We start from the raw sequence: 13,176 nt of genomic DNA on the forward strand, positions 1-13,176 counted from the left end.
GGTCATGTGGCCGGGATGGCCACCTGTCACGACAGGTCAAAAGAAAAGCCCTGTTCCTTGCCGGAGCGGGGCTTTTTTCATGCGTTGTTTTTGTGCGTTATGGGTTAAGAAACCCATTAATATCCTCCAACGCTTCAGCAAGAGGGAGCCTTTGGATGGGCACTCCCTCGGGGAAGGCGGAGAGTAAGCGGGAGGGCATGCGGCGGTCTAAAATAATGAACACGCCGCGGTCATCCGCACGGCGAATAAGCCGCCCAAAGGCTTGTTGTAGGCGCATCCGGGTGATGAGGTCGTCATAATCACCCGGCCTGCCGCCGGAGAGATGGCGGCGGCGTTCACGGTGGAGGATATCGGGCCGTGGCCAAGGGGTGCGCTCTAACACGACCATACGCAGGGCCTCACCGGGGACATCCACGCCATCGCGCATCGCATCTGTGCCGAGTAAGCAGCTATTGGTCTCGGTGCGGAAAACATCCACCAAGGTGGCGTTATTCATCGCATCAATATGCTGGGCATAGAGGGGGATGTGTTTCATCCCCAAAGGTTCATGAATACGGCGATGAACCTCTTTAAGCCGATTAATGGCGGTAAATAACCCTAACGCGCCGCCATGAGCAACTTCAAAAAGGGCTTGGAAGGCTTGCGCCTGCGCGGCAGGGCCTTTGGCGAGGTCGGTAATGATGTAAGCGCGGGTTTGATGGGCGTAATCAAAGGGACTCATTAAAGAAGCCCGCATAGGCGGCTTGAGGAAATGCGTCGTCCCTAGCCGCCTTTCAGCGCGTTCCCAGCCGTCTTTTTCATCATCATCAGCTTTGCGGTCCCGCAATGTTGCAGAGGTAATAAGCAGCCCGTGGGTGGTGCTTTGCAGTGTGCTGGCAAAGGGGATGGTAGGGTCTAACCAATGGCGGTTGAGGGCAATGTCATGCCCCTCTTGCCCAAAGCGTGCCGTGGGTAAGGGTTCGCGATGGATGAAGTCCACAAAGGTGGGGAGTGTTGGGCTGAGGGGAGAGCTTGCAAGGATAGAGCGCAACATACTAATCCACCCCTGCAAACGGGAGAGGGCACGGCGGTAGAGGCTGCGTATTGCGCCTTCCACCCGTTGTTGAAAAGCGGTGTCGAGCTCCTCTTGGTCTTCCAACGCCTCGCGAAGAATACGCAGGATGTCATCAAGTGGGGTGACAATCGCTTGCAGAGCGGTAAGGAGGGCCTCGGTTTGGTCTTTCAGAGTCGGGGGAATGGGGTGGAGGTCACATTCTTGCCGTGCATAGGCTCCATGCTCGCCTCGTGTTTGTAGGCTGATTTCTGCCAAGCGGGCATCAAGATGGGTATCAAGAGATTGGAGAAAAGCCTCTGCTGGTTGTTGTGCTGCGGCATCATCTAGGTTGGCTTCATGCTCGGCTTCCATAATAGGAGCATTGAGGCGGTTTTGCCGTGCCTCATGGAGCCGGTCGCTCCAACCGGGGCGGGGTAAGCCTTGCTGCGTGGCATAGACCAGTTTTTGGAAGGGGTCTTTTAGGGCAGGGAGAGCCTCTATGAGGTCCTCCATCCGGCGTAATAAGCCGCGTGCGCGAGAGCGGCTCCCTTCCGCACCGAGAATCCAACGCCGTAGCTCTGCGGTTTCTAACCCGGAGAAGGTGAGGGAGAAGGCACTATCGGCGGCATCGGGGATGTGATGGCCTTCATCAAATACATAACGGGAGGGGATGCCGTTTTCATCGGGCAAATTGCCGGGGGCAAGCTCTTGGGGGAGGAGGGCATTCCATGCCGCTTGGGAGAGGACGAGCGCATGATTAGCGATGACGAATTGGGCATGATGGGCGCGGCGTATGCCATGCTCAATAAAGCAGCTTTGATAATGTGGGCAGGCCGAATGGATGCACTCACCGCGCCGGTCTGCCAGCATATTTAATAAACCACGTTGAAACAGCTCCCCAAACCAGCCGGGGAGGTCGCCACCCATGAGGTCACCATCCTGCGTATGCTCAGCCCAAAGGGCGAGAAAGATAAGTGGGATAAGGCCATGTTGCTCATGCGGGGGGCGGTTAAGCCACGCATTTGTGAGGTCTTCCAAGTTTAAAAGGCAAAGATAATTCTCACGTCCTTTACGGATGACGGCTTGCTCCCGCCGCTCTATTGGGTCGGGATAGAGGCGGGTGAGTTCTTGCTCAATTTGGCGTTGTAGATGGCGTGTGTAGGTGCTGACCCATACCGCCCCATCGTTCTTTTCCGCCCATAAGCTGGCTGGGGCGATATAGCCCATCGTTTTGCCTGTGCCTGTTCCAGCCTCGGCCAACATGATGTTGGGGGCGTTGGCAATATCGCGTGGGGCAAAAGCATAGCTGGCAGCGGAGGCAAAATCCGCTTGGCCGGGCCGTGGCTCTGCCGTGTGACCGAGCAAGGTGGCGAGGCGTTTGCGGGCCTCTTGCGGGTCCACCGGTTGGCTAGCGGCTTGGGGGCGAGGCGCGCGCTCCTCCCATTGGGGGAGACGTTTCCATATTTTCAGCGCATCAATCTCTTGCGCGCGGTTGGGGGGTGTTGTGTCAGGCGATGGCGGAAGGGCCTGTGTGACGATGTCATGCCAGCTCCACCCTGCTTGCTTTAGGGAGGGAAGAAGGAGGCGAATTGTGGCAAGGTGATGAGGTGGACGCGAGGGGAGGTCATCAAGCAGCTTCTGCGCGATTTCATAAAGGCTATCAGCTTGGAGGGGCTGTGTATCCTCGGGGGCGATGAGGCCAAGCTCTAAGGCGAGGCCACGGGCGGTAGGGGTAACATTACGCGCAGGATGAATGAGAAGGAAAAGCTCCAGCAGGTCTAACCACGGGGCTGGTGGGGGTTCTGGCGGGAGGTCCAACAGGCGTAGCGTGGCCGGGCCGTGGATGAGCAAAGGCGGGGGAAGCTGGCGTAATGTGCTGCGCAGCTCCTCTAACGGTAAGTCCAGCATTTCCCCATCAGGTGTGATGAGGGAGGATAAGCCATGGCGGGCAATGAGAGCCGGGGCATCAAAAAAGGAGTGAAAAAGGCTGGGCATTGCTGCTACCATACACGCGAATGGTCTTTTCTGCGAGAGAGAAGACATGCCTCCCTCGCATTAGGATACTTGACCCGTAGAGTGTGGCTTCATAATTACCGTGGGATTATGACAAAACATTCACCGTCTTCTCAGACTGATTCGTCCCTTCCCAAGCTCTGGCCGTTTGAGGAAGCCCGCAAGCTCGCCGCCCGAGTGGCAGAGAGGGACCCTAGCAAACCGGTCTTGATGGAGACAGGTTATGGCCCCTCTGGTCTGCCGCATATTGGCACATTTGGCGAGGTAGCGCGGACAACATGGGTTCGTCAGGCATTTGAGGAGCTTACAGGCCGTAAGACCCGGCTCTTGGCGTTCTCTGATGATATGGATGCTTTGCGTAAAGTGCCGGGCAATGTGCCACAACAAGAGATGTTGGCAGAGCATCTCGGCTTGCCCCTCTCACGTATTCCTGATCCTTTTGGTACGCATGAAAGCTTTGCGGCCCATAATAATGCTCGCCTGCGTCAGTTTTTAGATGCCTTTGGCTTTGATTACGAATTCGCCTCAGCCACTGATTATTACACCTCCGGCATTTTCGATGCGGCTTTGAAGCGTGTTCTGGAGGAGCATGATCGCATTATTGAGGTCATCGCCCCTACATTGGGGAAGGAACGCCGCGCGACTTATTCCCCCGTGCTGCCCATCCATCCAGAGACGGGCCGTGTCATGCAGGTGCCCATCATCAGTGTGAATCCTGATGCTGGTACAGTGGCTTGGAAGGATGAGGACGGCAAGAGCTTTGAGACCTCTGTGTATGGCGGCCAGGCCAAAATGCAATGGAAGGCGGATTGGGCCATGCGCTGGTACGCCTTAGGGGTCGATTACGAGATGTCCGGTAAGGACCTCATCGATAGTGTGAAGCTTTCATCCAAAATCTGCCGTATTTTGGGAAAAGAGCCGCCGCTAAATCTGACCTATGAGCTGTTCCTTGATGCTCATGGGCAGAAGATTAGTAAGTCCAAAGGTAATGGCCTCTCGGTAGAGGAGTGGCTGCGCTATGGCCCGGCGGAAAGTTTGGCGCATTATATGTTCCAACAACCTACGCGGGCGAAGCGGCTTTACACCGATATGATTCCGCGTGCTACGGATGAATATTTGGCTCTTGTGCAAAAGGGCGAGCAGCAAACAGCGGAGGAGTTCCGCTCTAATCCGGTTTGGTTTGTGCATGATGGGACGTTACGCCCGCAAGATACCAGCCCGGTTTCCTTCACAGCTCTGTTGAATCTGGCTAGTGTGGCGAATGCGCGGGAGGTGGAGACGTTATGGAAGTTCCTGCGCCGTTATGATGCGTCTCTCTCGCCAGAGACACATCCTTATGTGGCGCGGTTGGTGCAACATGCGTTGGATTATTTTAATGAACGCGTCCGCCCGACAAAGGTCTTCCGTGCCCCAATGGAGACAGAGCGCAAAGCGTTGGAGGATCTTGCCGCCACGCTAAAGACTGTACCCGAGACGGCCAGCCCGGATGATGTGCAAAATGTCGTCTTTGAAGTGGGTAAGCGGTATTTTGCCAAGCCAGAGCTGCGGTCATGGTTCGGTTGTTTATATGAGGTCCTACTGGGCCAGAAGGAAGGGCCGCGCTTTGGCATTTTTGCAGCACTCTTTGGGCTGAAAGAAACCATTGCTTTGATTGATGAAGCTCTAGCGCGCCCTGTAGATGCCCATGCTGGAGAGGCTGAAGGCTAAGATGGCCGAGCATGCCGGTACGCCGCAGGAGGAGCCTGCCCAAACGCCATGCTCTGTAAAGGGTAAATGGTTAAGGCGGTTGCTTACTCGGCTGCCTGCATTGGTCGGGTTGGTGCTGTTGGTTGCTGCCATTATTGTGATGTGGCGTGAGGTGCGGCATCTTTCCTTCCCCCAAATTATTGGGGGATTACGGGCTATCCCCGCTCTTAGTTTGTGGGAGGGGGCGGGGGCTACGCTGCTCTCTTATGGGATTTTATCGTTTTACGATGGTCTTGCATGTCGCCATGTGGGGGCGGGTGTCTCATGGGGGCGTTCGGCCTTTGTGGCGTTTTGCTCCTATGTGTTGTCTCATAATCTAGGCTGCGCTGCGATATCAGGCACGGCGGTGCGCTATAGGCTGTATCGCAATTGGGGCGTATCGGGGCGAAAGATTGCCTCCATCGTTGCGTTTTGTTCAATTACATATTGGCTGGGGATGATTGGCTTAGTTGGGGTTATTTTGCTCACTCAGCCGGGCATTATCCCTTATATTCGCACGATGCCGCTTTGGGTGCCTAAGCTTGCCGGGGGTGGTTGCTTTGCTGTTTTGCTGGCTTATGTGCTCATCCCATGCTGGAAGCGTGAGATAACGCTTTATAAATGGACTTTGCCGCTCCCTACATGGCGTATCGGGCTGGGGCAGATTCTTGCGAGTATGGCCGATATGTCCGCCACGGCTTTGATCGCCTGGTGCGTGATGGGTCCTTTGCCTGCGGGATGTAACCTAACCTTTGGCGGGTTCCTCGCGATTTATATCGGGGCTTATACAGCGGGGCTTTTGGCCAATGTTCCCGGGGGCCTCGGTGTGTTTGATAGCACCATGATGCTGGCTCTCTCCCCGTGGTTTTCCATCCCCCATATTATGAGCGGCATCCTCGTTTTTCGCCTATTTTACTACATTATCCCCTTACTTGTGGCTGGGCTGATGTTCGCAGGGCATGAGTTAATGGTACGCGGGGCTCCCTTCCTAGCGCGCTTTGGGCGTGTTGTTGAGGCAAGCCAAGCGTTGCGTACGTCGGAGGGGGACTTCTCTACCATCGTGGCAACGGGCAGTCAGGCTGTATTAGGCGTAGCATTGGTGCTGTATGGGCTGCTTACGCCTCTCCCTGCGTTTCGTTCCTCTCTAGAAGGCGGGCTCATGCAAGGTGCGGCCTTTCTTCTGGTAGTTGCTGGGGTGGTGTTGATCGCCCTCTCCACAGGGCTTTCGCGCCGGGTTGCACTGGCATGGCGGCTCTCGGTGATTGTGTTGAGCGGCACGGTAGGGGTGTTAATGCTACGGCAAGCCCATTGGGCCGTGTTTGCTGTGGTGATGGCTGTGTTAGTAACGTTAATCCCGTTTCGGAACGCTTATTACCGGCAGGCTTATTGGCGGGTAGAGCCATGTTCTCCCTTTATTCTTGCCCCTTTATCCTTATGGCTTTGTGGTTTGGCAGGGGTGAGGTGGATTGCACGCCAACATCATTTAGGGCCGATTTGGTGGCGGGCGATGGTTTATGATGCCCATACAGCCATAGGCCGCTGGGTTTTGGGTGGCTCGGCTTTATGTTGTTTATTAGGGTTCGGCCTAGCTCTCCGGCGGGCACGTTTGCATGTGCAACCATGGACTTTGACGATGAGGATTCGTTATGCCTGTTTGCAAGATGCACGTGCGGCTTTGTCTGTCCCTTTGGCGCGTGGGTTATCGCCAGATGGCATTATATTTGATGCAATGGGTAAAGCTGCGTGTGCGATGACTCAATTGCAGCTTTTCTTATTGTCAGAGCCTATTTTGTTATGTCTGGGAGGCGCTGTGGGGGCCTCTAAACAACGGGCTGGGGCGATTTGGCGATTACGCGATTATGCGGTGCAAGAAGGGTGTCGTTTGGCGATTCTTCAACATGGTGCAAGGCAGGCAGATATTTACCGCTCTATTGGCTTAGAGGCGTTCTCCCTGGAGGGGGAAGAAGGCTGGTTTCTCCTTTGCCATGTAGAAGATTATCTAGCCTTACGAAAAGTCATAGGGTTTTAAACTCGCCTCCTACACCTCTCCGACGAGCATAGCTGGGATGGCTGGATATTGCTCCAAAAGCTGGAAATGATCCTCTCCTTGAGAGAAGAGATGTTCCATCAAATAGAGGCGATCAACCATCATAGGTGAGCTACGGAAGAGGTTATGACGCTGCACCCATGTCATAAGGTCGGTCGGGGCGGCGGGGTCGAGCCGTGCAATGGTCATTGCGGGGATGAAGGGGCGGCGCGATGGTGCAAAACCAGCGCGTCTTAGTAAGGTTGAGAGCTTCTTTTGGAAGGTAATGAGTGCTTGCTTGGGCGTTATCCCAACGCTGAGCGTATCTTCAACGTCCCCTAAATGATGACCGACTTCCTGCAAGGTGATGGAAAAAGGCTCCCAGTGGAGATGGGAGAGCGTGGCATCTAGCTCTTCCAAAGCATGGCGTGCGGTGATTCGACCCAAAGTGTAGAGAGGAATCATACAATGTGCAGGCGGGAGCCAGCGTACCTCATCCAGGCTGTCACGCAGCATGTTAAGTTCGTCTTGCATGGTAGCGGAGAGGGGGAGAGCGAGGAGGAAAGACATAGGGGTAGTGTAGTTTATCTTGACTTTAACAGGAAGGACCCCACATCTTGCATAGGTTGGGGATGATGTATCCCTTTAGACTTATAGTTTAATTCCGGAACAGTAGGTATCATGGCTTTCCATTCCGATTTTGGCTCCTCACGGGGATACTCGGCCGCTGCGGCGTTTGATGCTGGTTTGCGCGCTTATATGGTGCGCGTTTATAACTGGATGGCATTCGCTCTGTTTTTAACAGCCGTTACGGCTTATGCCGTGGTTCATACCTCTCTGCGGACGTTGTTTTTCCACGTGGTGCAGCGGGGAGACGAGTTTGTATTTGCCCCAACGGGCTTAGGTATGGTGGGGGTTTTCGCGCCGCTCGCTTTTGTTCTTGTGCTGTCATTTGGGGTTAATCGTCTCTCTCGCTCAACTGCGCAGATGCTTTTTGTGCTCTATAGTGTTGCTATGGGCATTAGCATGGCCTCTATATTGATGGCCTATACTGGGGCTTCTGTTGTGCGGACCTTCTTCATTACGGCATCGCTTTATGGTGTGATGTCCCTATGGGGCTATGTCACGAAGCGCTCTCTAACGGGGATGGGTTCTTTCCTAATGATGGGCCTGATTGGCCTTATTATTGCCTCTCTTGTGGCGCTGTTTATCCCCTCACAAGGGATGACAACGGTGATCTCCTTCATCGGGGTGCTGATTTTTGTAGGTTTTACGGCTTACGACACCCAGCGTATTAAGCTCTCTTATCAGAGTTACGCCTCGGCTTGGCCAGCTGAAGCATTGGAGAAGATGAGCGTGTATGATGCGCTCTCTATGTACCTAAACTTTGTTAATCTTTTTCAGTTTCTTCTTCAATTTACTGGGACGAGATCAGGTGGTCGTGACTGACTTTAGAAGAGTCGGAACATTGCATAAAATAAGAAAGGGGCAGAGCTGCCCCTTTTTTGTTGCGATTTTTTGCGATTAGGAGGATAATGAGAAATTAAAAGTCACAGACTCTATTTTATGATGTCATTGTGATGAATTATAAGAAATGGCGGATAGCCGGTCTTTTTACAAAGAAAGACTGGTACAGTCTTTTTTTTTGTTAAAATTGACCCCTTGTAATCTCGTTCATTCCGGCTGATTAAAAGTGGCGACACTGGGGCGTTTTTACGTTCCATATTTCATTGAGTACGAGGGAGGGGTCTCCCTTGTTGTCAGGATACGAACGGGAAAGGCACATATAAGATGACAACGTTCGATGGTGCTTGCGCCGTCCTGACTGTGTCAGAAAGTGTTCTGACCCCTTTGTGGCAGAATAACAGATAGAGGCAGGATCCATGAAAAGACTCTTGCGATTTTTCCCGGCGTTGCCTGCATTAATGCTGTCAGGCTGTACGGTTGATCTGCTTCAACCTGCAGGTCCGATCGGGGAAGGTAATCGCGACATGATGGTGCTTGAATGGGCCGTCATGATGTGCGTTGTGGTTCCGGTAATCATTGCGACTCTTATATTTGCTTGGAAGTATCGGGCATCTAATGAGAAGGCGGAATATTTACGGAACTGGTCACACTCAAACAAGATTGAAGTGTTTATTTGGGGTGTACCCATTCTCATTATTCTTGTTTTGAGTGGATTTAATTATTGGAGTACGCATTATTACGACCCATATAAGCCAATCTCTAAAGAGATGCTGGCTAAAGTTGGGGCACCTGATGCGAAACCGCTCCGTGTTGAAGTGGTCTCTCTGGACTGGAAATGGTTGTTCATTTACCCAGACCTTGGGATTGCTACCATCAATGAGCTTGATGTCCCCACAAAGACACCTCTGGATTTCCGGATTACGTCTGACAGTGTGATGACATCCTTCTTCATCCCCCAGCTTGGGTCTCAGATCTACAGCATGGCAGGTATGGAGACACAGCTCCACTTGCTTGCAAGCCGTCCGGGTAATTATCAGGGTGAGGCTGCTCAATATACAGGGCCAGGCTTCTCCGATATGCGCTTCCGTACGATTGCTATGCCCCAAGAGCAGTTTGATGCATGGGTGCAGAGCGTCCACAACAGTGAAAATCCGTTCGTAGCTAAAGAGGCACTGGACTCACAAAGCTATCCGAAATACCAGGCGCCGCCGGCTATCTCTAACGAGGTCGCACCGAAACCGGCTCCTGTTCTGTATTTCTCCAGCGTGCAGTCTGGGTTGTTTGAAAGCATTGTTGCAAAATACAATGTTGGCAGCAAAGCCCATGAGAAAGATAGCAAACCTATGGGCAATATGCCTATGGACATGCATTCTGACTCCCATATGGCTGCGCCTTCTAATACCGGCATGTGAGGACTGATCTAAAGATGCTCGGAAAACTTACCCTTTCTGCCATACCGTATGATGTGCCAATTCTAGTTGGTACATTTATTGGTGTGGCCGTGATCGGGATTGCCGTCCTTGCGGCAGTCACTTACTTCAAAAAATGGGGTTATCTGTGGCGCGAGTGGTTAACCACCGTTGACCATAAGAAGCTCGCCATCATGTACGTTATTCTTGGCCTTGTCATGCTTGTGCGTGGCTTTGCCGATGCGTTGATGATGCGTACACAGCTTGCCCTTGCTTACGCAGGTAACCCTGGTTATCTACCACCGCACCATTACGACCAGGTCTTTTCTGCCCATGGTACGATCATGATTTTCTTCATGGCCATGGTGATGATGCAGGCTTTGTTCAATTTTGTGGTGCCTTTGCAAATTGGTGCGCGCGACGTTGCATTCCCGCTGATTAACTCAATCAGCTTCTATATGACGTTGGTTAGTGCCATTCTCATCAATGTGTCTCTCTTCATTGGTGAGTTCTCCAATGTTGGTTGGCTCGGCTACCCGCCGATCTCCGAGTTGCAGTTTAACCCTGGCGTTGGTGTGGATTATTACATCTGGTCTGTGCAGATTTCCGGTATCGGGACGCTGCTGACAGGGATGAACTTCCTAACAACTATTGTTAAATTGCGCGCCCCCGGCATGAAGTGGATGCACATCCCTGTCTTTACATGGACAGCCTTCTTCGCGTGCATCATGATCCTGACGACCTTCCCGGTCTTGACGGTCTCCATGGCATTGCTGGCGTTGGATCGTTATTTGGGGATGCACTTCTTCACCAATGATGGTGGTGGTAGTGTTATGCTCTACCTCAACCTGATCTGGTCTTGGGGCCATCCTGAAGTTTACATCCTTATTCTGCCTGCTTTTGGTGTATTTTCCGAAATTGCAGCGACCTTCTCTGGCAAGCCTCTCTTTGGTTATGCCACGATGGTTATCGCAACGGGGATTATTACCTTCCTGGGTAGCATTGTATGGGTGCATCACTTCTTTACGATGGGCTCTGGTGCGGATGTAAACACCTTCTTCGGTATTATGACGATGTTCATCGCTGTGCCGACAGGTGTGAAGATCTTCAACTGGCTCTTCACCATGTATAAGGGGCGTGTACGCTTCGAAGGTCCAATGAACTGGATTGTCGGCTTCATGATCACCTTCTCCATCGGTGGTATGACTGGTGTGATGATGGCGATGCCTGCAGCGGACTGGGTGATTCATAACTCCCTCTTCTTGGTGGCGCACTTCCATAACGTGATTATCGGTGGTGTGTTCTTTGGTTATGTCGCTGGTCTGAGCTACTGGTTCCCGAAGGCTTTCGGCTTCAAGATGCGTGATGTATGGGGCAAATGGGCGTTCCGTTTTTGGTTCGTTGGTTTCTATCTGTCCTTTATGCCGCTCTATGTTGTTGGTCTGGAGGGGATGACCCGCCGTATGAACCATTATGACAATCCGAACTGGCACCCTTGGCTGCTGGTGGCTTGTGTTGGTGTGTTCGTTCTGGCTGCTGGTGTGGCTTGTCAGGTTATCCAATTTGTTTTTGCAGCGTTTGACGCTGTGAATAAGAAGCCGGATGCACTTGACCTTACAGGCGATAACTGGGGCTCAGGCCGTACGTTGGAATGGTCTTTGCCTTCCCCTGTACCGCATTATAACTTTGCTCGTCTGCCAGTCGTTCGCGGTTTGGATACATTCCATATCGAGAAGGAACTGGGACGCCCAGCGCCACTAGCTGAGCTGGAGCCGATCCATATGCCAAAATATTCTGCCATTGGTCCTGTTTTGGGTGCCTGTGCGCTGGTTATTGGCTTTGCGTTGGTCTGGCATATCTGGTGGGCCGTTGTTGCGGGGATGATCGTATCCTTCTTTGCGCTGGTTCATCGTAGTGCGAATTTGGATGTGGACTTCTACGTAACGGTAGAGGAGATCCGCGCTGATGAAGAAGCTTTTGCCAAGCGGCTTGCTGCTGCTCAGGCGGCAGAGTAAAGGGAGGCGATGAAAACCATGTCTTACGACACAATGCACGCGCCCGTTGCTCATAGCGAGGAGCATGAGCATCATCAGCAAGAAACCACAATTTTTGGTTTCTGGGTCTATTTGATGACAGATTGTATCATTTTCGGCACGTTATTTGCCGTCTTTGCTACACTTTGCCATCACTTTGCTGGGGGACCGACAGGGAAAGAGCTGTTCGACATCAAGAATGTTGAGATCGAAACAGCCATCTTGTTGCTTTCCTCCATCACCTATGGCTTTGCGTCCATCAATGCGCATAAGAAGAACAAAGGTGCCGTGTTGGTTTGGCTATTGCTGACCTTCATCCTTGGTGTTTCCTTTGTCACTCTTGAGATTAAAGAGTTCCATGAGCTTGTGGCTCGTGGGGCAGGGCCGGATCAATCCGCGTTCTTGTCATCCTTCTTTACGCTGGTGGGGACACATGGGCTGCATGTCACAATTGGCCTGATCTGGATGTTCGTTCTGTTCTTCCAGATTATGGGCAAGCAGGGGCTTAGCAGCCGGATGCAAACGAAACTGACATGCCTGAGCTTATTCTGGCATTTCCTTGATATCGTTTGGATTTGTGTCTTTTCCTTCGTCTACCTGGGGAGTGTTGTCTAATGAGCGAAAATCATATGACATCGCACGAAGGTGAGAGCCACGGCTCTTACGGCTCCTATATTGTCGGGTTTGTTCTTGCTGTTATCCTGACAGTGGCTTCTTTTGCCACTGTCTTGAGCAAGGCTTTCTCCTTCTGGCAGACGATTGCCATCCTTGGTGTGTTGGCTGCCATTCAGGTGGTTGTTCATCTGATCTTCTTCCTCCATATGGGGGTGAAGAGCTTGTCGCAGCGGCATAATCTGGCAGCTTTCATTGTGACTGCTTTGATGGTGCTGATCGTGATTGCTGGTTATCTGTTTGTTCTCTGGGATGCCCAGATGAATATGATGCCCAGCTAAAAGCTGCGCTATATCTCTTTGAGATGAGAAAAGCCGGTGGGGGTAACTCCACCGGCTTTTTTATGGCTATATTTTATAGGGCGATTAAAAAAATACCCTGAAAGGAAGGAGACCTCTCAGGGTATTATACGACGACCTTTAAAAAGAAGGGTTAGTCTTTATGAGGCTCTTCAGAGAGCATCTCGCGCTTGCCTTCTTTGCCGTTCCATTCTTCACAATCGGCTGGAGGGGTGCCTTTTTGGGTTATGTTAGGCCAAATGGAAGAATATTTGGCGTTAATCTCCATCCAGTCCGCAGAGCGTTCATCACTATCGGGGAAGATGGCTTCTGCGGGGCATTCAGGCTCGCAGACGCCACAATCAATACATTCATCGGGATTGATAACGAGGAAGTTCTCACCTGCGTAGAAGCAGTCAACAGGGCAAACTTCCACACAATCCATAAACTTGCAGCGCACGCAGTTTTCTGTGACCACATAGGTCATGATTGCCGTCTCCGGTTTGGTGTTACAGGCCAG

The 13,176-nt window shown here is 52.3% G+C and carries 10 protein-coding genes; 7 read left to right on the plus strand and 3 right to left on the minus strand.

The features are described 5' to 3' along the window. Window positions 1-97 precede the first annotated feature (97 nt). Entirely contained in the window at window positions 98-3,028 is a 2,931-nt protein-coding gene (locus tag NQF64_RS01670; RefSeq protein WP_457851388.1) for an ATP-dependent DNA helicase, read from the minus strand. A 108-nt stretch (window positions 3,029-3,136) separates the two neighbouring features. On the opposite strand from NQF64_RS01670, the gene NQF64_RS01675 reads away from it, so the two are divergent. Then, window positions 3,137-4,753 carry a lysine--tRNA ligase gene (locus NQF64_RS01675; RefSeq protein WP_266106264.1) on the plus strand — a complete coding sequence of 539 codons (1,617 nt, stop codon included), beginning with the start codon at window positions 3,137-3,139 and terminating at the stop codon, window positions 4,751-4,753. A gap of 1 nt (window position 4,754) precedes the next feature. Beyond that, a complete protein-coding gene (locus tag NQF64_RS01680; protein ID WP_266106265.1) occupies window positions 4,755-6,800 on the plus strand; it encodes a lysylphosphatidylglycerol synthase domain-containing protein in 2,046 nt (681 codons plus the stop codon). A 9-nt stretch (window positions 6,801-6,809) separates the two neighbouring features. On the opposite strand, the gene thpR is transcribed toward NQF64_RS01680, so the two are convergent. Then, window positions 6,810-7,367, minus strand: coding sequence for an RNA 2',3'-cyclic phosphodiesterase (thpR, locus tag NQF64_RS01685; protein WP_266106266.1), 558 nt, complete (start codon window positions 7,365-7,367; stop codon window positions 6,810-6,812). Window positions 7,368-7,478: 111 nt separating this feature from the next. Between thpR and NQF64_RS01690 the strand changes: the two genes are divergently transcribed. From NQF64_RS01690 to cyoD, 5 genes are all read left to right on the plus strand, one after another. Next, window positions 7,479-8,246 (plus strand): Bax inhibitor-1/YccA family protein, encoded by a 768-nt coding sequence (locus tag NQF64_RS01690; protein WP_266106267.1) that lies wholly within the window; start codon window positions 7,479-7,481, stop codon window positions 8,244-8,246. Between the two features lie 434 nt (window positions 8,247-8,680). Next, window positions 8,681-9,676, plus strand: coding sequence for a ubiquinol oxidase subunit II (gene cyoA / locus NQF64_RS01695; protein ID WP_257875044.1), 996 nt, complete (start codon window positions 8,681-8,683; stop codon window positions 9,674-9,676). Between the two features lie 14 nt (window positions 9,677-9,690). After that, window positions 9,691-11,688: a cbb3-type cytochrome c oxidase subunit I gene (locus NQF64_RS01700; protein ID WP_266106268.1), complete on the plus strand. Its 1,998-nt coding sequence runs from the start codon at window positions 9,691-9,693 to the stop codon at window positions 11,686-11,688. Window positions 11,689-11,706: 18 nt separating this feature from the next. Beyond that, the gene (cyoC, locus tag NQF64_RS01705; RefSeq protein ID WP_099026330.1) at window positions 11,707-12,321 is read left to right on the plus strand and encodes a cytochrome o ubiquinol oxidase subunit III; all 615 of its coding nucleotides are present in this window, start codon (window positions 11,707-11,709) and stop codon (window positions 12,319-12,321) included. Next, complete coding sequence (gene cyoD, locus NQF64_RS01710) at window positions 12,321-12,659, plus strand: cytochrome o ubiquinol oxidase subunit IV (RefSeq protein ID WP_099026043.1); 339 nt, start codon at window positions 12,321-12,323, stop codon at window positions 12,657-12,659. Before cyoC ends, cyoD begins: the two co-directional genes overlap by 1 nt. A 151-nt stretch (window positions 12,660-12,810) precedes the next feature. Here cyoD and fdxA read toward each other — a convergent pair whose 3' ends face one another. Continuing rightward, window positions 12,811-13,143, minus strand: coding sequence for a ferredoxin FdxA (gene fdxA, locus NQF64_RS01715; protein ID WP_099026042.1), 333 nt, complete (start codon window positions 13,141-13,143; stop codon window positions 12,811-12,813). Window positions 13,144-13,176 lie beyond the last annotated feature (33 nt).

The organism is Bombella saccharophila (genome assembly GCF_026385475.1).
Classification (GTDB): Bacteria; Pseudomonadota; Alphaproteobacteria; order Acetobacterales; family Acetobacteraceae; genus Bombella; species Bombella saccharophila.